Source organism: Pseudomonas sp. HN2-3 (assembly GCF_020691745.1).
Taxonomy (GTDB): Bacteria; Pseudomonadota; Gammaproteobacteria; order Pseudomonadales; family Pseudomonadaceae; genus Aquipseudomonas; species Aquipseudomonas capeferrum.
In genome coordinates this window covers 4662859-4683211 of sequence record NZ_CP085704.1, presented here as the reverse complement: position 1 = coordinate 4683211, position 20353 = coordinate 4662859, and the positions used below count along the sequence as shown (strand labels likewise).

Below are 20353 nucleotides of genomic sequence, written 5' to 3'. Positions count from 1 at the left end.
TCGACGATCAGGACGGTAAGAGGCGCTTGGTTCATGGGTGCTCCGCCGGTTCGCTAGGGGGGGATACCAGAGGCAGGGCCAGGACAAAGGCCGTGCCGCCACTGGCGGGGTGCTCGACGTTCAGGCTGCCCTTGGCGGCGGCGGCAAGGCTCGCCGACAAGGTCAGGCCCAGGCCCAGGCCATGTTCGCCGGGTTTGGTGGTGAAGAAGGGTTCGAACAGGTGCTTGCGCGCCTCGGCGTCGATGCCATGGCCATTGTCGCGCACGCGCAGGCGATATTTGTCGCCCTGCAGCTCGCCTTCCAGCCACAGCTCTGGCAAGGGCTGGGTGGCCATGGCGTCGAGGGCATTGCCGATCAGGTTGACCAGGATCTGCTCCAGGCGGGTCTGGTCAATGGCCAGTTGCTGGTCTTCGAACTGATGGTGCAACTGCAAGTGGCAGCCACTGATACGGTTGGCCAGCACCTGCAATGAGGCGTCCACTGCCTTGGCCAGCGACGCCTGGCCACTGTCGTCGCCACGACGGGCGAACGAACGCAGGCTGGCGGTGATACGGCCCATGCGATCGATCAGGTCGTTCATGGTGCGCAGGTTGGTGCTGGCCGTTTCCAGTGCGCCGCGTTCGAGGAAGCGCACGGTGTTGCCCGACAAGGTGCGCAACGCGGCCAAGGGCTGGTTGAGTTCGTGGGCGATGCTGGTGGACATCTGCCCGATGGCGGCCAGCTTGCCTGCCTGGACCAGCTCGTCCTGGGCGTGGCGCAGGGTTTGCTCGGCATGCCGGCGCTCGCGGATCTGCCCCTTGAGCCGTTCATTGCTGGCGCGCAGGTCGGCGGTGCGCTCGGTGATACGCCGTTCGAGCTGGCTGTTGGCTTCCTGCAGTGCCTCGCGGGCGGCCAGGCGGGTGGCGATGACCTTGCGCCGCTCATTCCAGGCGATACCCAGAATCGCCAGCAGGGCGAATGCCACCCCAACCAGGATGCCCTGCACCATGGATTCACGGCGCAAGTCCTGCAGCGGGGTCAGCAGTGTGAAGTGCCACGGGGTATCCACCAGGCGCCGGGTTTGTGCCAGGTAGGCCACTTCATGGGCCTTGCCCTGAACCGTTTCGCTGTTGGCCGGGAAGGTCAGCTTCTCGACGCCATCGGCCAGGGTTTCCCGCGCCAGTGGTTGCAGCTCGTTCAACGGCCACCAGTAATACTGCAGGCTGCGCGCCAGTCGCTCCTTGATTTGCGGGGTCAGCGGGCGCACCGATTTCAGGCGCCGGGCCGGGTCGCTGGAGAGGATGATGATGCCGTTTTCGTCACTGACGAAAGCCTCCAGGCGGGCCCGTTGCCAGCGCTCCTCAAGGGTGTCCAGGCGCACCTTGATCACCGCCACGCCAATGATCTTGCCGTGTTCTTCCAGCCCGTGGGCCAGGTAGTAGCCAGCCTCGCCGGTGGTGCTGCCGATGCCGTAGAAGCGCCCGGGTTCGCCGCGCACGGCCGTCTGGAAATAGGCCCGGAACGACAGGTCTTCACCGAGGAACGAATCGGCATCGCGCCAGTTGCTGGTGGCCTGCACCCGGCCATTGGTGTCGAGGACGAAGATCGCCCGGCTGCGGCTGCGCCGATTCAAACCTTCGAGGTATTCGTTGACGGCCTGGCGGGAGCCGCCGTCAGGGTCGGTGAGCAGGTGCGAGACGCTGTCTTCAAGCTCCAGCAGGCTGGGCAGGTAGGTGTACTTGCTGATCTCGCTTTCGACCGTACGCGCGTGCAGCTCCAGCTGACGTTCACCGTTTTCGCTCAAGGTGCGGATGCCGTTGCTCTCGCTGACCAGGTAACCGGCCAGCCCCAAGCCGACCATCAGCAGGATGATCAAAGGCGGCAACAGCAATTGGCGGATCAGGCGGGAATTCACGGCAGGCTTGGCAGGGAGCAGTAGCGAAGGGTCGCATTTCATCACAGTGGCCTTGTCACGACCAGCATCCGCTGCCCGGAGGGGGCGAGCAGCGGAGCTGGAGGCCGACTTAGTGTTGCAGGATCTTGCTCAGGAAGTGCTGGGTGCGTTGGTCGCGGGCGCTCTGGTCACCGAAGAACTCCTCTTTGGTGCAGTCTTCGATGATGCTGCCCTTGTCCATGAAGATGACCCGATTGGCGACCTTGCGGGCAAAGCCCATCTCGTGGGTCACGCACATCATGGTCATGCCTTCGTGGGCCAGTTGCACCATCACATCCAGCACCTCGCTGACCATTTCCGGGTCCAGTGCCGAGGTCGGTTCGTCGAACAGCATGACGATCGGGTCCATCGCCAGGGCGCGGGCGATCGCCACACGCTGCTGCTGGCCGCCGGAGAGCTGGCCGGGGTGCTTCTTGGCATGGGCGCTGAGGCCGACGCGTTCGAGCAGGGCCAGGCCCTTCTTGGTGGCTTCCGCCTCGCTGCGGCCAAGTACCTTGCGCTGGGCGATGGTCAGGTTCTCGGTGATGGTCAGGTGCGGGAACAGCTCGAAGTGCTGGAACACCATGCCGACCCGCGAACGCAGCTTGGGTAGGTTGGTCTTCGGGTCGGCAATCGAGGTGCCATCGACCACCACGTCGCCTTTCTGGAACGGTTCCAGGGCGTTGACGCACTTGATCAGGGTGGACTTGCCCGAGCCCGACGGGCCGCACACTACCACCACTTCACCTTTCTTGACGTCGGTGCTGCAGTCGGTCAGTACCTGGAAGTCGCCGTACCACTTGTTGACGTTCTTGATGGAAATCATACGGTGATCCTTTTTTGCAGGCGCTTGACCAGCCACGAAGCGGAGAAGCTGATGATGAAGTAGACAACCCCGGCGAAGATCAGGAACTCATGGGAGCGCCCGATGATGTCGCCGTTGGAGCGTGCCGAGTTGAGGAAGTCGACCAGGCCCACGGTATACACCAGCGAGGTGTCCTGGAACAGGATGATGCTCTGCTGCAGCAGCAGCGGGGTCATCTTGCGGAAGGCCTGGGGCAGGATGATCAGGCGCATGGTCTGGGCGTAATTCATGCCCAGTGCTTGAGCGGCACCCATCTGCCCTTTGGAAATCGACTGCACGCCGGCGCGGACGATTTCGCAGAAGTACGCCGCCTCGAACATCATGAACGCGACGACGCAGGAGGTGAACGCACCGACGGGGGTATCTTCGCCGGTGATCCAGCGCAGCACGAACGGCACCGCCAGGTAGAACCAGGTGATCACCAGCAGCAGCGGGATCGAGCGGAAGTAGTTGACGTAGGCACCCGCCACACGCGACAGCAGCTTGCTCGACGACAGGCGCATCAATGCCAGCAGGGTGCCGAGCGCGATGCCGCCGACCACGCCCATGACCATCAATTGCAGGGTCATGACCATGCCGCCCCACAGGGCAGGCAGGGCCGGGATGATTTCGCTGAAATCCATGTCCATTTACTTGCCCCCCACGGAAATCAGGCCAGGCACGGCAACTTTCTTCTCGACCAGGCGCATGAGTAGCATCAGGCCCATGTTCAGGGTGAAGTAGATCAGCGTGGCCAGGGTGAATGCCTCGAACAGGTTGGCGGAAAATTCCGCCGTCTGTTTGGTCTGTGCCAGCAGCTCCATCAGGCCGATCAGCGAGGCCACCGAGGAGTTCTTGAACACGTTGAGAAACTCGGAGGTGAGCGGCGGAATGATGATCCGGTACGCTTGCGGCAGCAGCACGTTGGTGTAGATCTGCGGCAGGCTGAAACCCATGGCACGGGCGGCGGCCTCTTGGCCGCGGGGCAGCGCCTGGATACCGGTCCGCACCTGTTCGCAGACTCGTGCGGCGGTGAACAGGCCCAGGCAGACAACCACGCTGATCAGCGCCGAGGTGGTCGGGTTGAGGTCCTGCTTGAACCATTCCTGCAGGCCCTCGGGCAGCAGGTCCGGTACCAGGAAGTACCAGATGAACAATTGCACCAGCAGCGGTACGTTACGGAACAGCTCCACGTAGGCGGTGGCGATGCCCGATACAAGGCGGTTAGGCACGGTACGCATGACGCCGAGTACCGACCCCAGCAGCAGTGCGATGATCCAGGCGGTGATGGCGATGGCGATGGTCCAGCCCAGGCCGGTGATGTACCAGTCCAGATAGGTTTCGCTGCCCACGCCGGTGGACTTGAAGAACACGCCCCAGTCCCAGTTGTAATTCATCGGGATTTCCCCTCAGACGGTTGTTTCACGGGCACCTTCGAGCATCCGGGGGCGCTCGGCGCCCTCGGATGAAAGGTTAGACACTAATGAGTGGCCTGCAGAATAGATTCGTGCGCTTGCGCACCAGGCCACTATCTGAGGATCAGGACTTCTTCTCGTCCGCGGCCTTGTCGGTCGGCTCGGCGATCAGTTTCTTCAGTTCGTCGCTCATCTGGAACTGCAGGTTCAGGCCTTTTGGCGGGATCGGTTGCATGAACCACTTGTCGTAGCTCTTGTTGACTTCACCCGATTTGAAGTAGCCCACGATGGCGTCGTCGACCGCTTTCTTGAACGCAGCGTCTTCCTTGCGCACCATGCAGCCGTAGATTTCGTACGACTGTGGAGTACCGGTGATGACCCAATCTGCAGGTTTACGCGCCTTGGCCATTTCACCGGCCAGCAGGGCGTCGTCCATCATGAAGGCCACGGCGCGGCCGCTTTCGAGCATGTTGAAGGCTTCACCGTGGTCCTTGGCGGAAATCACGTTCATCTTCATCTGCTTGTCGGCGTTCATCGCCTTGAGGATGCGCTCGGAGGTGGTACCGGCGGTGGTCACCACGTTCTTGCCGGCCAGGTCCGGGAAGTCTTTATAGGATGGCTGACCGTCCTTGACCTTGGTCAGCAGACGGGTACCGACTTCAAAGATGCCGACCGAGAAACCGACCTGCTGCTGGCGCTCGACGTTGTTGGTGGTGGAGCCGCATTCCAGGTCGACGGTGCCGTTCTGCACCAGAGGAATACGGGTCTGGGAGGTGACGAGGTTGTACTTGACCTTGATGTCGGTGCCCAGCTGCTTCTTCAGCGCTTCGACCACAGCGAGCTGGATGTCGTGGGAGTAGCCGACGGGCGTGGTGCTGCCTGCCAGGTAGGAAAATGGAATGGATGAGTCACGGTGCCCCAGTGTGATGGTGCCCGAGTCCTTGATCTTCTTCAGGGTGCCGGTCAGCTCCTCGGCCATGACAGGCGAAGCGATGACTGCAGCCGCGATGGCGGCGCCCAGCAATTGACGAACGATACGCATCAAATTTTCCTCGACGTGTTTGTTTTTTTTATGGAGCCGTTGGCGGACTCTTTCGTTCAACGAATACAGCATGAAGCGGTGCATTCGGCTTCCAAGTGTAGAGCATGACTCGTGCCAAACTCTGTGAATGATCATAACCCCCCGAAAAGCCTGGGCATCAGCCCTATCTCAAGGTTTTTCTGGATTAACCCATAGTCGGAACGCCGAATGCGTGGGTTTTTTTCGTTCGGCAATCCGAACGGGGGCATCAGCTTTAAGTAACACACCGGCATGAAACGCAAATGTTGAGCTGGCTGCCTCATCATCAGGAGCGCATGCCGTGTCCGTCATTCCGATCCCCTCCGATTCCGTCGATGCCTTCATTGCCCGCCAGCTTGCCGATTGGCTGAGAACTGCCAATGTCGATCTTCTTCTGACCTTGCACAGGGCGCTGCGCCAACAGCAGGCCGCTGCGGAAAATGTCAAAAACAGGTTGGCAGGCATTCCCAGCCTGGAGGCTTTTGCCACGCCCCTGCTCGAAAAGGCATTGCGCGCCAAGGGCCTGGACGATGTCGATGTGCGAAGCATGCAGGTCTACATCGAGGACGATGTGCCCCTGCCCAGCGCAGCACCACGCCTGCATACACCGTGGAGGACACTCCACAGCGTGCAACCGTTGCTGACGGCTGCGTTGCATAATTTTCACGAGGACGAGACCTTGCCGTCACTCCATCGACGTGCCTACCTGCAGGACGGCCGTGGGGAGAAGCTTTCGCTGAAGTTCGAAGCGTTTGCCCGCTGTTGCAGGGAACTGGACATTGGCGGCCAGTATCAGAAAATGCTCCGCTCGCAACTTTTTCCCAAAAGCAGGCCCCCGGCACCCGAGGGTTTTGCCCGTGTCGCTGTAGAGCGCATGTTCGAAGAAAACCTGCGCGCCCAGCTGGACGTTGCAGTGCGTATTGCAAGGATCAAGTCCGAGCTGGACGAAGTCGACTACTTGCGCTTGTTGCCGGTGTTCGCAAGCAACCCCATCGTGCCGGCGACCCCGGGTGTTGTAACGCCCCGCCAGTTATATCTGCTGGGCAAGCGTGTCCATGGGCTTGTCACCCTGGAGCTACGCGAGCGTGCTGAAGGGCCGCTGGTGGGGATCATCAGTTGGATACCGCGGGATCCGTATCGGCCGGTGACCAGGCACGCCTCCTGGGAGACCTTGTATCAGTCATTGGCCAAACGGTTGCGTGCGCCTCATTACCGATCCTTTTTCAGACGCTTCATCAGTGAACGTGACCGGCCCAGCTTCACGGCCACCCTGGAGCGCCTGATCGAAGCCAGTAGCGTGCAAGCGCCAGCTGTTCTGGATGGGCGCAATTTCGCCATCGATACGCCTTTGTTCGCCTATCTGCGTGGCTTGCAGGTCGACAAGATGCTTGATGATGCAAGAATCCTGGCAGTGCCCACCGCCGATGAAACCGCCATCGAGCGCCATCAGCGGCTGGAAGCGCTCAAGAGTGCGGGGCTCGATGTGCTCAACCTGGCTGCGCTGTTCATTCCGGTATTGGGGGAGGTGATGTTTGCCGTGGCTGCGGTGGACGTGGTCAGCGAAGTCTACAAAAGCTATGCCGATTGGCGGATAGGGGACCGCCAAGGGGCACTGGATCACCTGTTTGGCGTGGCAGAGAACCTTGCTGTCGGTGCCGCGGTGGGCGTTGGGGTAGTGGGTGTGGGCCGGGTGCTGGAACGGGTGCCGTTTGTCGATGCGCTCACGCCCCTGCACGAAGGCGAGGGCCGCTGCAGGTTGGCGGACCGGCCGCTCTCGGCCCATCACCTCGATGGCGGCGGCCCGCTGATGCGCAGATTTGGCGGGGACTTCGCGCAAGCCTCTGACCAGACTGCCCAAACGCTGCTTCGGGTAACCGGGCTCGAACACAACCAGTTGCGCCATCTGCACCTGCAAGAGGCGCCAGCCCCAGCGCGGCTGCTTGATGCCCATGCACGCCACGAGTGCCATGTACTTGAGCCGCACCTGCGTGGCGCCGCTTTCGAGCGCGAACTGGCTATTCGCCAGGCTGTACCCTCTGCTGCTGGCGCAATACTGATGAGGGTATTTCCGGGCTTGTCCGTGCGTTGCGCCGAAGAAATTCTCGAGCTGGCAAACGGTGAGCAAATCAAGGCGCTGCTGGCCAGTGGTCGTGTGCCATTGGCAATGGCCGAGCGTGCACGCTGGTTCTTGCGGGAAAGTCGGCTGGACCGCGCACTGATGGGGTTCGAGCATGAAGGTGAGATCAATTTCGATACCCAGCGCTTGGCCTTTGAGCTGATCAATGAACTGGCGCCTTGGCCGCCGTCGGTGCGCATTGAACTGCGCCTTGGGGAAGCGGGCGGTCGCTTGCTGGCGTCGAAGGGCGCTAACGACGCGTCGCAAGTCAGACGCATCATCCAGACCGAGCAGGGTTATTACTTGAGTGATGCCACCCCAGCAGGGTCAGCTACGGGCTTGTTGCCGTGTTTGCTGCACACCCTGGAGGACGATCAGAAAGTGGCGCTTGGCGGCCCCGAGTTGATGGCGCCTGAACTCGGCCAAAGGCTCTCCCGACAAGCCAGCGTCGATCGCGAAAAAACCGCAAAAATGATGGGCTTGCCGCCTATCGCTGAACGCTATCGACCGCCGCAGCGCATAGCAGACGGCCGAATTGGCTATGCACTGAGTGGCGGCGGCGAGAGCAGCCGTCAGGCGATCCGGCGCGGCTTACATGAAATTTTCCCTACCCTGACCGATGCTCAATTGGACGCTTACCTGCTCGACCTGATGCAACGCAGGGTCGGCCTTTGGGACCATCTCAGCAGCCTTCAGCAGCGGCTGGAAAGCCTGCGCGGTGCACTTGACGCCTGGCAGCGGCAGCGGGTGAGCTTCATGGATGGGCTCAGGCGGCGACGCGTGGCCAACCAGATTCGTCGTGCCTGGCGGCGCAAGACGGTCGGCCTTGCCGGTGATGACTTTGTCCTGCATATCGATGGCGAACAGGTGGGCAGCTTGCCGGCCTTGCCGGCAGGCATCGAGTTTGGCCATGTGCGACGCTTGACGTTACGCAACATGAGCCTTGAGCAGGTCGATGAGGATTTCCTGGGCAGGTTCACCCACCTGCGCGAACTGGACCTGCGGGACAATCAGTTGAGCACCTTGCCACTTGGCCTGGAACGTTTAACCGAGCTGCGTACGCTGCGACTGTCGGGTAACTGGATTACCGTCGATGGGGCGGGCAGTCAAAGGCTGGCAAGCCTTGCGATGCTCCAGCAACTTGATCTGAACTATAACCCCTTGGGCCAGGCGCCAGACCTTTCAGGGTTGCGTAACTTGCGCGAAGTGTCGCTGCGCGGAACCGGGCTGCAAGAATTGCCAGATGACGGCCAGATGCCTTGGAGGGGGTTGGTGGATGTTCGCGAGAATCAGATTCGTCAGTTGAACGGGCAGTTGCGCAGCTTGAGCGATCGACTGCAACGGTTGGCACTGCATGACAACCCTCTGGACGAAGCAGGCGAGGAGCTGATTGCCCACAGTCACACGGTTGCGACCCTCCACCGGCGTAGCTCTTATCAACACGCCATCGCCGACAGTACGCTGCTGGATCGATGGATGGAGGGTACCGACGAAGCCGTACGCACCCGGCGCACGCAGATCTGGACGAGTTTGTCTCAGGAGACACAGTCGGTAGATCTGTTTCGTTTTCTGGCAGATTTCGCAAGTTCTGATGACTTCCTCGATCACCCGCGCTACTACCGCGCCAGGGTGTGGCGGATACTCGAGCTTTGCGCGGACAACACAGACGTGCGTGAAGCGGTGTTCTGGCAGACGCAAGGACGCAGGACCTGTGAGGACCGGCTGTTACTGATCCTCAGCCAACTGGAAGTCAGAACCCATATTGCCTTGCACGCGGCCGGTGAGGGGGGCGCGCGGGCCGAGGCGACCTTGCTGAGGCTCGGGCGCTCGCTTTATCGCCTGGACGAAGTGGACAGTATTGCCGCTCGGCATATCCAGGAAATGCGCCAGGACCCTTTTGCCGCGGTGGATGACATCGAAGTTTACCTTGCCTACCGGGTTCACCTGGCTGACAGGCTCGATCTACCGGCCCAACCGCGGCATATGAATTACCTTGAGCACAGCGGTGTGACCCGTACGCGGATCATGCGTGCGGGTGCTAGTGTGCTGGCCGGTGAAAATACCGACGTGCTGAGCCAGTCACTGGCGCAACGAGAGTTCTGGCAAGGCTATGTGCGCAATCGCTACCCTGAGCGCTTCGAAGCCTTGGCCGCACCGTTTCATGAACAGCTGGAGGCTTATGAGCTTCAGGCTGGCGACTCGGGCGAGCAGCAGTACCTTGAGCGCGCTGCGGCATTGATGGAAACGCTAAATGGCGAAGAGCGTGCCCTTTACCTGCAGTTGGCAAAGGAGGCGTACGGTCGGGAGTTCTGAGTGCGGGCGACCGTCAGGCGGTCGCCGCGCAGGGTTCAGGCGGCGTTGCTGCGTGCGTCGCCCTGAGCAAGGTAATCAGCCAGTGCGCGCTGTTCGCTGTCGCTGGTGAACAGGCCCAGTTTGGTTCTGCGCCAGAGGATATCCTGAGTGCTGACAGCCCATTCGGTTTCGCGCAGGTAATCGACTTCCCGGGTGAACAGGCCACCACCAATCGCCTGGCCCAGATCGTCCGGGCCGTTCACACCTTCCAGCAACTGCCAGGTGCGGCTGCCGTAGGTCACTGCCCAGCGCTTGGCGATATCCGGCGCGAGCCATTGGTGCTGCGTGAGCAGGTCGTCAACCAGGGCCTGAGGCGTGCTCATGCCTTCACCACCGGGCAGGGCAGAGTGGGCTGTCCAGCTCTGGCTCATCTGGCTGAAAAACGGCTTGAGTTCTGCCATGGCCGACTCGGCCAGCTTGCGGTACGTGGTCAGTTTGCCGCCAAACACCGACAGCAAAGGCGCCTCGCCTTGAGCGGCGGAAAGCGCGAGGGTGTAATCACGGGTGACGGCGGACGGGTTATCCGATTCGTCGTTGCACAGCGGGCGCACGCCGGAGTAGGTGTGCAGGATATCGCTGCGGCTCAGTTGATGATTGAAGTGCGCGTTGACCACCTTCAGCAGATAGTCGGTTTCCTGCTCGGTGATCGCCACCTTGGCCGGGTCGCCGCTGTACTCGCGGTCGGTGGTGCCGATCAAGGTGAAACGGTCCAGATAGGGGATGCAGAAGACGATACGTTGGTCTTCGTTCTGCAGGATGTAGGCGTGATCCCCTTCGTACAGGCGCGGCACGATCAGGTGGCTGCCCTGGATCAGGCGAATGCCGTACGGCGCATCGAGCTTGAGGTCATCCTTGATGAAGCTGGCGACCCAAGGGCCGGCGGCGTTGACCAATGCCCGGGCGCGAATGCTGTGCACGCTGCCATCGGCTTGCTGCAACTCCACGTGCCACAGGCCGTCGACGCGTTCGGCGCGCAGGCAACGGGTACGGGTATGGATGTGTGCACCGTTTTCGCGTGCGGCCATGGCGTTGAGCACCACCAGGCGTGCGTCGTCAACGGCGCAGTCGGCGTATTCGAAGCCACGGGTGATCGCCGGTTTGAGCGGGTAGCCCGGGCCGAAGCGCAAGCTGCGCGAGGCGCCCAGGCGCTTGCGCTTGCCCAGGTGATCGTAGAGGAACAGGCCGGCACGGATCATCCAGGCCGGGCGCAAGTGCGGGCGGTGTGGCAACACGAAGCGCATGGGCTTGACGATATGCGGTGCCTTGGCCAGCAGCACTTCACGCTCGGCCAGTGCTTCGCGGACCAGCCGGAACTCGTAGTGCTCCAGGTAACGAAGGCCGCCATGGATCAGCTTGCTGCTGGCGGAGGAGGTGTGCTGGGCCAGGTCGTCCTTTTCGCAGAGGAAGACCTTGAGGCCACGCCCGGCGGCGTCGGCAGCGATGCCCACGCCATTGATGCCACCGCCGATCACGGCGAGGTCATAGCAGTCGGCGAGGGGGGGCTGGGACGAAACGGGCTGGGACACGGGCAAGGCCTCCTGGGGCTGTTCACATCGAATATGAACATTGATGTTCGTTTCCGAAAATATTAGCGCAATGGAAAGGCAGTATCCAGTCGTGGGTTATAGAAAAAACTGATTGAATGAGAAGGAAATGAACAAATTCGAAAATCGCGGGGGTGTTGGCGGGGTGTTCTGGAAGGGTGTGGGGTTGCAAGTGCTTGTCACAACATCTTTGGCGCCTGTGAGATCGAGCGCCGCCCGCGCGGCGCTTCGCGGCGCAAGGCCGCTCCCACATTTGTTTCGGGCCAGTGAGGCCTGTGGCATTTGCGCGCGCCCCCTTATTTGTACGACGCGATATCGAGGCGGGCTCCAAAGGGGTCGCGCCAATACCTCAGGAATAATTGGCCGAAAACAAATGTGGGAGCGGCCTTGTGCCGCGAAGCGCCGCGCGGGCGGCGCTCGATTTTGACGCCCCTGCAAAACTCAAGGCAGGTGACTTTCAGCCCTCACTCTATTCCCACCCAGGCCTTCGAAGTCCCAGGGCTCAAACCACCTCAAGGCGAATCTTGTACTGATTGAGCAACTGGTTCAGGGCCGCCGTGGGCGTCTGGTCGGTCACCAGGCAATCGACCAGGTTGATCGACCCCAGGCGAACCATGGCATTGCGCCCGAACTTGCTGGAGTCGGCAGCCAGAATAACCTGCCGGGCATTGGCAATGATTGCCTGGGAAACCCGAACTTCCTGGTAGTCGAAGTCGAGCAGGCTGCCATCCTCATCGATGCCGCTGATCCCGACCAGGGCGAAGTCGACCTTGAACTGGCTGATGAAATCGACACTGGCCTGGCCCACCACCCCACCATCACGCCGCACCGTGCCACCGGCCACCAACACTTCGAAATCGTCCTTGGCAGCCAGAATCGAGGCCACGTGCAGGTTGTTGGTAATCACCTTCAGGTGGCTATGGTTCAGCAACGCACGGGCAATCGATTCGGTGGTGGTACCGATGTTGATGAACAGCGAGGCATGGTCGGGAATCTGCTGGGCAACGGCATCGGCGATACGCTGCTTTTCATCGCGCATCTGGTCGGCACGCATGGCGTAGGCGGTGTTTTCGATGCTCGAATCGTAGGCGGCGCCACCGTGGTAGCGGCGCAGCAGGTTGAGCTCGGCGAGCTGGTTGATGTCGCGCCGGATGGTTTGCGGGGTGACGACGAACAGCTGTGCCATTTCTTCGATGCTGACGTAGCCGCGTTCGCGTACCAGCTCGAGGATTTGTTGTTGGCGGGGGGGCAGATTCATGGGCGGTCCTTTTGGGCAGCCGGACAAATTCTGCAATGATGCCGTAGGAAGGGGATGACGGCCAGCGGACGTTGGTGTCGGCGTCATCGCAGGCAAGCCCGCGATGACGCCGCACGCTTCAACGCCGATTCAAACCGCGTGGTCTTCCCAGTCGCGGGTACGATCGACCGCCTTCTTCCACCCGGCGTACAGCTTCTCTTTTTGCGTCTCATCCAGTTGTGGGCTGAACTCGCGCTCGATGATCGCTTTGTCGCGCAACTCGTCCAGGCTGCTCCAGAAGCCACAGGCAAGGCCCGCCAGGTAGGCGGCGCCAAGGGCTGTGGTTTCACGCATTTTCGGGCGCTCCACGCAAGTGCCGAGGATGTCGGCCTGGAACTGCATAAGGAAGTTGTTGGCTACCGCGCCGCCGTCGACGCGCAGTTCGGACAGGCGTTGGCCGCAATCCTGTTGCATGGCGTCAAGCACGTCACGGGTCTGGTAGGCGATCGATTCCAATGCAGCACGGATGATATGGTCGACCTTCACCCCACGCGTCAGGCCGAACAGGGCACCACGGGCATAGGGGTCCCAGTAGGGGGCGCCCAGGCCGGTGAAGGCGGGCACCAAGTACACACCGTTGCTGTCCTTGACCTTGCTGGCGAAGTACTCGGTGTCGAGGGCATCGTTGACGATCTTCAGTTCGTCGCGCAGCCACTGCACGGTGGAGCCACCGTTGAACACGGCGCCTTCCAGTGCGTAGGCCACTTCGCCGCGGGGGCCGCAGGCGATGGTGGTGAGCAAGCCGTGGGACGACGTGACGGCCTTGTCGCCGGTGTTCATCAGCAGGAAGCAGCCGGTGCCGTAGGTGTTCTTGGCCTGACCGGGCTCAACGCACATCTGGCCGAACAGCGCGGACTGCTGGTCGCCGGCGATACCGGCGATGGCGATGCCGCTCTTGGTGTGGCCGTAGACTTCGGAAGAGGGGCGTACCTGGGGCAGCATCTGGCGTGGAATGCCAAGAATTTCCAGCAGCTTGTCGTCCCATTCCAGGCTGTGGATGTTGAACATCAGCGTACGGGAGGCGTTGGTGTAGTCGGTGACATGCACCTTGCCGCCCGAGAACTTCCAGATCAGCCAGGTATCGATGGTGCCGAACAGCAGTTCGCCGCGTTCGGCGCGTTCACGGGCACCTTCGACATTGTCGAGGATCCACTTCAGTTTGGTGCCGGAGAAGTAGGGGTCGGTGACCAGGCCCGTGGTCTCGCGGATGTAGTCTTCGTGGCCATCACGCTTGAGCTGCGCGCAGATTTCGGTGCTGCGGCGGCACTGCCAGACAATGGCGTTGTAAACCGGGCGGCCGGTTTCCTTGTCCCACACCACCGTGGTTTCGCGCTGGTTGGTGATGCCGAGTGCAGCGACCTGGGCGTGGCTTATGCCGGCCTGAGCCAGGGCTTCGACCATGGTGGCGCTCTGGGTGGCGAAGATCTCCATCGGGTCGTGTTCGACCCAGCCAGCCTGCGGGTAGTGCTGGACGAATTCGCGCTGGGAGGTGCCGACCACATTGGCGTCGCGGTCGAAAATGATCGCACGCGAGCTGGTGGTGCCCTGGTCCAGGGCGATGATGTAGTGCTTATCCAGGGTGTCTGTCATGGTCGTTGGCCTTGCAAAATGAGGAAGTCAGGGCTTGGGCGTGAGGCCGCATCAGTTGACTTGAGTATCGCCCTGGCGATTGTCGTTTGTCTCAGGGTTCGCGGTGGGCGCCACCGGCAGGTTGCGGGCGATCAGGCCGCGATACGCGGCGGCGCCCAGGCATGCGCCGAGGATCGGTGCGAACACCGGAACCAGGAAATAGGGAATATCTCGTCCGCCAGTGAAGGCGATTTCGCCCCAACCGGCCAGGAAGGTCATCAGTTTTGGTCCGAAATCGCGGGCTGGGTTCATCGCGAAGCCGGTCAGCGGCCCCATGGCGCTGCCGATCACGGCAATCAGCAGGCCGATCAGCAGCGGCGCGACGGCGCCACGTGGCAGGCCATTGTTGTCGTCGGTCAGGGCCATGATCACGGCCATGAGGATGGCCGTGATGACTACTTCCACCAGGAATGCCTGGCCGGTCGAAAGTGAGGGGTGCGGATAGGTAGAGAACACCGAGGCCAGTTCGAGGCTTTCGGTACTGCCTCGCAACATGGCATGGGCTTGTTCGAAATCGAAGAACAGATTGCTGTACAAGGTGTAGACCAGCGCTGCGCCGCAGAAGGCGCCACAGACCTGGGCGAGCATGTAGAACGGCAGCTTGCGCTTGTCGAAACCGGCGAACAGGGTGAGGGCGATGCTCACGGCCGGGTTCAGGTGCGCACCTGAAACGCCCGCAGTGAAGTAGATAGCCATGCTGACGCCGACGCCCCAGATGATGCTGATTTCCCACAGGCCGAAGCTGGCACCCGCGACTTTGAGCGCGGCCACGCAGCCGGTGCCGAAGAAGATCAGCAGCGCAGTGCCGAGGAACTCGGCCAGGCACTGGCTGGACAGAGTGGGTTCGCGTAGAGCAGTCGTCATGTATGACCTCGTTTTTTTTGTTGTGAGGCGCGTGGCGCTCGACAGCAAAGCCCGGTGTCGATCCCCATTGACCCCAGGCAGAAGTTGGAAATGCACCTTAAAAGTGCACCATTTATTCAGAAACGAAAAAATATAGACAAGAAACGCTTATGTCAAAGGTCGAAAGTGAACGGTCAGTCACGATCTGGACGTTGTTAGGGCGCGCGAAACCGCACGCTAGAGAGGCGCGTAAGCTGTGTATTGGCTGTGATGTGGGATATGTCCTAAAGTAGCCGCCGACTTGTACTCGACCGGAGCTGCGCATGACCCCCGCCCTAGACGTGTTGAAAAAAGCCCGCGCTGAACATCGCGTGCACAGTTATGAGCACGATCCGAAGTCGGCGTCGTATGGGTTGGAGGCAGCGGAAAAGCTCGGGCTAGAGCCGCAGCAGGTGTTCAAGACCTTGTTGGCGAGCAGTGAGAAAGGCGAATTGCTGGTGGCCGTGGTACCGGTGGTGGGCACCCTGGACCTCAAGGCACTGGCCCATGCGGCCGGTGTGAAGAAGTGCGAGATGGCCGACCCGGCGGCGGCTCAGCGCGCCACGGGATACTTGGTGGGCGGTATCAGCCCGTTGGGCCAGAAGAAGCGCCTGCGCACTTTTATCGACGAGTCGGCGCAACACTTTGCAACTATCCATGTCAGCGCCGGGCGGCGCGGGCTGGAGGTGGAGTTGGCGGCTGCGGTGCTGGCTGAACATACTCAGGGCACGTTTGCCGGTATCGGCCGGGGCTGAAATGGCTGGGGCCGCTGCGCAGCAGCCCCGGCAATCGTGAATCAGGTCGCCGAACTGTACCGACGAACGCCGTTCTCCTGCCGCGGCAACTGCGCCGCGACACTGCCCGGCACCGGGAACAGCACCAGGTGATCGGCGGCCACGGCAATCCCGACTTCCTCACCGACCTGATGATCGACATGGCTGGGGAAGATCGCCTCCAGCTGGCTACCGGTAACCAGTTGCAGGCGATACAGCGTCGACGCACCCAGGAAGCTCTTGCCTACGATGCTCGCCCGCAGCGGGCTGTCTGGCGCATGCACGATGTCGTCAGGGCGCAGCAGCACATCTACCGAACTCCCCGGCGCCATGATGTACGCACGGTTGCCGCGCAGCTCACCGAGTTCGGTATTGACCGCCTCATGGCTGCTCATCTGGCCACGGATGAAATAGCCCTGACCAATGAAGCTGGCCACGAACGGCGTCTGCGGCTCGTGGTAGAGGTTGTAAGGGGTGTCCCACTGCTCCAGGCGACCTTCCTTGAACACGCCCACGTGATCGCTGACGGCAAACGCCTCTTCCTGGTCATGGGTCACCAGAATGGCGCTGGTGCCACGGCTCTTGAGGATGTCGCGCACTTCATGGCTCAAGCGCCGGCGCAGTTCCACGTCGAGGTTGGAGAACGGCTCGTCGAGCAGCAGCAACTGAGGCTCCGGGGCCAGCGCGCGGGCCAGCGCGACCCGTTGCTGTTGCCCACCGGACAGCTCATGCGGATAGCGGCCGCCCAGCCCACCGAGCTTGACCAGCTCGAGCATCTCTTCGACGACCTGCGCCTGGCGCGGGTGCTTGGCAATGCCGAAGGCGATGTTCTGGGCCACGGTCAGGTGCGGGAACAGGGCGTAGTCCTGGAACACCATGCCGATGCGGCGCTTTTCTGGGGCCAGGGTGAAGCCTGGCCGGGAGATGACCTCGCCCGCCAGCTGGATCTCGCCTTCATGGATAGGTTCGAAACCGGCGATGGCGCGCAGGGTGGTGGTCTTGCCGCAACCGGATGAACCCAGCAGGCAACCAATGTCGCCTGCGTTCAGGTGCAGGTTGAGGTTCTGGACGATGCGCTGGTCGCCATAGCCGCAGGCGAGGTTGCGCAGGTTGAGCAGTAGGGGTTGACTCATGCGTGGTGGTAAGCCGGTTCTACAAGGAATTCGAGAAGGGCCTTCTGTGCATGCAGGCGGTTTTCAGCCTGGTCCCAGGCGACCGAACGAGGGTCGTCGAGCAGGTCATGGCTGATTTCCTCGCCACGGTGGGCCGGCAGGCAGTGCATGAACAGGGCGTCGGGTGCCGCCAGGTCGAGCAGTTCGCGGGTGACCTGGTAAGGCGCGAAGTGCGCCAGGCGCCGTGCAGTTTCCTCCTCCTGGCCCATGGAAGTCCAGACATCGGTGGTCACCAGGTGCGCGCCACGCACGGCTTCCTTGGGGTCGCGGATGATTTGCACGCGATCACCGCCTAATGCCATGAAGCGTGGATCCGGCTCGTAACCTTCCGGGCAGGCGATGCGCAGCTGGAAATCGAACTGACGGGCGGCTTCGATATAGGAGTTGCACATGTTGAAGCCATCACCGATCCACGCCACGGTCTTGCCTTGGATCGAGCCGCGGTGTTCGAGGAACGTCTGCATGTCGGCCAGCAGCTGGCACGGGTGCGACTCGTCGGACAGGGCATTGATCACCGGCACGCTCGACTTCGCCGCGAACTCGGTGAGGGTGCTGTGGGCGTGGGTACGGATCATCACCACGTCGAGCATGCTCGACAGGACGATAGCGCTGTCACCGATCGGTTCGCCACGGCCCAGCTGGGTATCGCGAGGCGACAGGAAGATGGCCTGGCCGCCCAGCTGGATCATGCCGGCCTCGAACGACACGCGGGTACGGGTCGAGGACTTTTCGAAGATCATCCCCAGCACACGGCTTTTGAGGGGCTCGAACAGCACGCTTCGCTTGCGCAGGTCCTTCAGCTCGATGCCGCGGCGGATCACCCCGAGCAATTCGTCGGTGGTGAAGTCCAGCAGGGAGAGAAAGTGCCTAGCGCTCATGATTGACTACCTTATCTGCAACGGTATGCAGGTCGACCGTATGGTTTTTTTTGACAACGGGAGTGACCTGCGGCGTAAGCCGCACGGGGCGGACGAAATAGGGAAAGGCGCAATACTATAATTAAATGTCGCCTGAAACCAAGAGGGGAAACAGCGGCTCTGTTGCAAAGGGTGTCGTTACCCATTGAGCGTGCGCTGTTTTTTATTTGCTACAGAGGTTGTACACGGCTTGCCCGCGATTTGGCAAATGCGTGTCGCGAATCGTTTGCCTGATGTCGGGCAATTCATGGCACGAAGCGCGCTGGCGAGGGCGTTCGGCTGGGCGCATAGTCGCCATCAGACCCATCATCAGGCAGAGGCGGCCATGACCAAGACCCTGCATCACCGTGCCTGTCACCTGTGCGAAGCGATCTGCGGGCTGAACATAGAAGTCAGCCATGAAGACGACGGGCAGGCGCTGATCACCTCGATCAAAGGCGACCCGGACGACCCGTTCAGCCGCGGCCACATCTGCCCCAAGGCAGTGGCCCTGCAAGATATCCAGAACGATCCCGACCGCCTGCGTCAGCCCCACCGTCGGATTGGCGAGCGCTGGCAGGCGGTCAGCTGGGACGAGGCTTTCGCCCTGGCGGCCGACAAGCTCTGGAGCATCCAGCAGGCGCATGGTCGCAACGCGGTGGCGGTGTATCAAGGCAACCCGAGCGTGCACAACTATGGGCTGATGACCCACAGCAACTATTTCCTCGGTTTGTTGAAGACCCGCAATCGGTTTTCAGCCACCTCGGTGGACCAGTTGCCCCAGCACCTGACCAGCCACCTGATGTACGGCCACGGTCTGTTGTTGCCGATACCGGACATCGACCACACCGACTTCATGCTGATTCTGGGAGGCAACCCGCTGGCGTCCAATGGCAGCATCATGACCGTGCCTGATGTGGAAAAGCGCCTGAAGGCGCTGCGTATGCGGGGCGGGCAGTTGGTGGTGGTGGACCCACGGCGCAGCGAAACAGCGGCCATGGCCGACCGGCACCTGTTCATTCTTCCCGGCGGCGATGCTGCATTGCTCAGTGGCCTGCTCAATACCTTGTTCGACGAAGGCCTGACCCGTGGATCACACTTGCCGATCAATGGCCTGGATCAGGTGCGCAGTGCACTCGCCCTGTTCACCGCCGACGCCATGAGCCCGTTGTGCGGCATCGCTGCCGCCGATATCCGTCAGCTGGCGCGTGATTTTGCGGCAGCCGACAAGGCGGTCTGCTATGGCCGCATGGGCGTCTCGACCCAGGCCTTCGGCACCCTGTGCCATTGGCTGGTGCAATTGATCAACCTGGTAACCGGCAACCTGGATCGGGTGGGTGGCGCCTTGTGTACCGAGCCTGCGGTGGACCTGGTGGCGAGTACCTCGGGCGGGCACTTCAATGCCTGGCAAAGCCGGGTTTCGGGGCTGCCGGAGTACGCTGGCGAGCTGCCGGTCGCCGCCTTGGCCGAAGAAATCCTCACGCCCGGTGACGGGCAGGTGCGGGCCTTGGTGACGGTGGCGGGCAACCCTGTGCTGTCCACGCCCAACGGTCGGCAAATGGACGGGGCGCTGGCGGGGCTCGAGTTCATGCTCAGCATCGACCTGTACATCAATGAAAGCACGCGCCATGCCGACCTGATCCTGCCGTCCACGTCGGCACTTGAGAACGATCACTACGACAGCACCTTCAACCTGCTGGCGGTGCGCAATGTGACCCGTTTCAACCGCGCGATCCTGGCCAAGCCCGAAGGCGCGCTGCATGACTGGGAGATCTTTGTCGGCCTGGCCAAGGCCTTGGCCGAACGGGCCGCCCTTGAACTCAAGCCAACCCTGGCGCCGGCGCAGATGATCGATTGGGCCTTGCGCAAAGGGCGCTACGGCGACGGCTCGGCCTGGAAGCTCTCGCTGGAAGCACTCGATCGGCACCCCCACGGGCTCGACCTGGGCCCGCTAGGCGCCAATCTGCAGGCCCGCCTGAACACTGCCAGCCAGGCCATCGAGGCGGCACCGCAGGTGTTGCTGGATGACTTGGCCAGGCTTGCGCGGCAGGCGCCAATGGCTGCTGGCGCGCTGTTGCTGATCGGCCGCCGCCACGTGCGCAGCAACAACTCGTGGATGCACAACTTCCACCGGCTGGTCAAAGGCAAGCCGCGTCATCAGCTGTTGATGCACCCTGAGGATTTGCAGCAGCGGCAGTTGCACGATGGCCAGCGCGTGTGCATACGCTCACGTACCGGCACCCTCGAAGTCGAGGTGCAGGCGTGCACGGACATGATGCCAGGCGTGGTCAGCCTGCCGCACGGCTATGGCCATGGGCGCCAGGGCGTGCAATTGCGGATAGCCCACGGGCAGCCCGGGGTCAGTGCCAACGACCTGACCGATGAGCGCTTGCGCGATCAGGTGTCGGGCAATGCCGCCCTCAATGGCGTGCCTGTGCACGTGGAGGCCGCCTGAGCAATG

14 protein-coding genes are annotated in these 20353 nt (G+C 61.9%); 3 read left to right on the top strand and 11 right to left on the bottom strand.

The window, feature by feature from the left end:
• Positions 1-31: 31 nt before the first annotated feature.
• The 5 genes from LJX93_RS21230 to LJX93_RS21210 all read right to left on the bottom strand — a co-directional run bounded on the left by LJX93_RS21230 (position 32) and on the right by LJX93_RS21210 (position 5213).
• Complete coding sequence (locus LJX93_RS21230) at positions 32-1936, bottom strand: sensor histidine kinase (protein ID WP_156310215.1); 1905 nt, start codon at positions 1934-1936, stop codon at positions 32-34.
• A gap of 67 nt (positions 1937-2003) precedes the next feature.
• Positions 2004-2738, bottom strand: a complete 735-nt coding sequence (locus tag LJX93_RS21225) for an amino acid ABC transporter ATP-binding protein (RefSeq protein ID WP_047583640.1) — start codon at positions 2736-2738, stop codon at positions 2004-2006.
• Entirely contained in the window at positions 2735-3406 is a 672-nt protein-coding gene (locus LJX93_RS21220; RefSeq protein WP_033702682.1) for an amino acid ABC transporter permease, read from the bottom strand. The genes LJX93_RS21225 and LJX93_RS21220 overlap by 4 nt, the downstream gene beginning before the upstream one ends.
• Entirely contained in the window at positions 3407-4153 is a 747-nt protein-coding gene (locus LJX93_RS21215; RefSeq protein ID WP_033702681.1) for an amino acid ABC transporter permease, read from the bottom strand. It abuts the gene before it with no gap.
• A gap of 142 nt (positions 4154-4295) precedes the next feature.
• Positions 4296-5213, bottom strand: a complete 918-nt coding sequence (locus LJX93_RS21210; protein WP_033702990.1) for a glutamate/aspartate ABC transporter substrate-binding protein — start codon at positions 5211-5213, stop codon at positions 4296-4298.
• A 319-nt stretch (positions 5214-5532) separates the two neighbouring features.
• On the opposite strand from LJX93_RS21210, the gene LJX93_RS21205 reads away from it, so the two are divergent.
• Complete coding sequence (locus tag LJX93_RS21205; RefSeq protein WP_227696398.1) at positions 5533-9660, top strand: NEL-type E3 ubiquitin ligase domain-containing protein; 4128 nt, start codon at positions 5533-5535, stop codon at positions 9658-9660.
• Between the two features lie 35 nt (positions 9661-9695).
• Here the strand turns inward: LJX93_RS21205 and glpD are convergent, their stop codons facing one another.
• The 4 genes from glpD to LJX93_RS21185 all read right to left on the bottom strand — a co-directional run bounded on the left by glpD (position 9696) and on the right by LJX93_RS21185 (position 15033).
• Positions 9696-11225, bottom strand: a complete 1530-nt coding sequence (glpD, locus tag LJX93_RS21200; RefSeq protein WP_047583643.1) for a glycerol-3-phosphate dehydrogenase — start codon at positions 11223-11225, stop codon at positions 9696-9698.
• A 520-nt stretch (positions 11226-11745) separates the two neighbouring features.
• Positions 11746-12501 carry a DNA-binding transcriptional repressor GlpR gene (glpR, locus tag LJX93_RS21195; protein ID WP_033702678.1) on the bottom strand — a complete coding sequence of 252 codons (756 nt, stop codon included), beginning with the start codon at positions 12499-12501 and terminating at the stop codon, positions 11746-11748.
• A 129-nt stretch (positions 12502-12630) separates the two neighbouring features.
• Positions 12631-14130 (bottom strand): glycerol kinase GlpK, encoded by a 1500-nt coding sequence (glpK, locus tag LJX93_RS21190; RefSeq protein ID WP_033702677.1) that lies wholly within the window; start codon positions 14128-14130, stop codon positions 12631-12633.
• A gap of 51 nt (positions 14131-14181) precedes the next feature.
• Positions 14182-15033 (bottom strand): MIP/aquaporin family protein, encoded by an 852-nt coding sequence (locus tag LJX93_RS21185; protein ID WP_033702676.1) that lies wholly within the window; start codon positions 15031-15033, stop codon positions 14182-14184.
• 302 nt (positions 15034-15335) lie between these two features.
• On the opposite strand from LJX93_RS21185, the gene ybaK reads away from it, so the two are divergent.
• A complete protein-coding gene (gene ybaK / locus LJX93_RS21180) occupies positions 15336-15806 on the top strand; it encodes a Cys-tRNA(Pro) deacylase (protein WP_033702675.1) in 471 nt (156 codons plus the stop codon).
• A 41-nt stretch (positions 15807-15847) separates the two neighbouring features.
• On the opposite strand, the gene LJX93_RS21175 is transcribed toward ybaK, so the two are convergent.
• Positions 15848-16957, bottom strand: coding sequence for an ABC transporter ATP-binding protein (locus tag LJX93_RS21175; RefSeq protein WP_033702674.1), 1110 nt, complete (start codon positions 16955-16957; stop codon positions 15848-15850).
• On the bottom strand, positions 16954-17874 hold the full coding sequence (argF, locus tag LJX93_RS21170; protein ID WP_033702673.1) for an ornithine carbamoyltransferase: 921 nt from the start codon (positions 17872-17874) through the stop codon (positions 16954-16956). Before argF ends, LJX93_RS21175 begins: the two co-directional genes overlap by 4 nt.
• 364 nt (positions 17875-18238) lie before the next feature.
• Here argF and LJX93_RS21165 point away from each other — a divergent pair, with 364 nt between their 5' ends.
• Positions 18239-20347 carry a molybdopterin oxidoreductase family protein gene (locus tag LJX93_RS21165; protein ID WP_227696397.1) on the top strand — a complete coding sequence of 703 codons (2109 nt, stop codon included), beginning with the start codon at positions 18239-18241 and terminating at the stop codon, positions 20345-20347.
• Positions 20348-20353: the final 6 nt, after the last annotated feature.

Coding starts and splice junctions, on each gene's coding strand:
- LJX93_RS21230 (WP_156310215.1), bottom strand. CDS start 1,936: ATGAAATGCGACCCTTCGCTACTGCTCCCTGCCAAGCCTGCCGTGAAT.
- LJX93_RS21225 (WP_047583640.1), bottom strand. CDS start 2,738: ATGATTTCCATCAAGAACGTCAACAAGTGGTACGGCGACTTCCAGGTA.
- LJX93_RS21220 (WP_033702682.1), bottom strand. CDS start 3,406: ATGGACATGGATTTCAGCGAAATCATCCCGGCCCTGCCTGCCCTGTGG.
- LJX93_RS21215 (WP_033702681.1), bottom strand. CDS start 4,153: ATGAATTACAACTGGGACTGGGGCGTGTTCTTCAAGTCCACCGGCGTG.
- LJX93_RS21210 (WP_033702990.1), bottom strand. CDS start 5,213: ATGCGTATCGTTCGTCAATTGCTGGGCGCCGCCATCGCGGCTGCAGTC.
- glpR (WP_033702678.1), bottom strand. CDS start 12,501: ATGAATCTGCCCCCCCGCCAACAACAAATCCTCGAGCTGGTACGCGAA.
- glpK (WP_033702677.1), bottom strand. CDS start 14,130: ATGACAGACACCCTGGATAAGCACTACATCATCGCCCTGGACCAGGGC.
- LJX93_RS21185 (WP_033702676.1), bottom strand. CDS start 15,033: ATGACGACTGCTCTACGCGAACCCACTCTGTCCAGCCAGTGCCTGGCC.
- ybaK (WP_033702675.1), top strand. CDS start 15,336: ATGACCCCCGCCCTAGACGTGTTGAAAAAAGCCCGCGCTGAACATCGC.
- LJX93_RS21175 (WP_033702674.1), bottom strand. CDS start 16,957: ATGAGTCAACCCCTACTGCTCAACCTGCGCAACCTCGCCTGCGGCTAT.
- argF (WP_033702673.1), bottom strand. CDS start 17,874: ATGAGCGCTAGGCACTTTCTCTCCCTGCTGGACTTCACCACCGACGAA.
- LJX93_RS21165 (WP_227696397.1), top strand. CDS start 18,239: ATGACCAAGACCCTGCATCACCGTGCCTGTCACCTGTGCGAAGCGATC.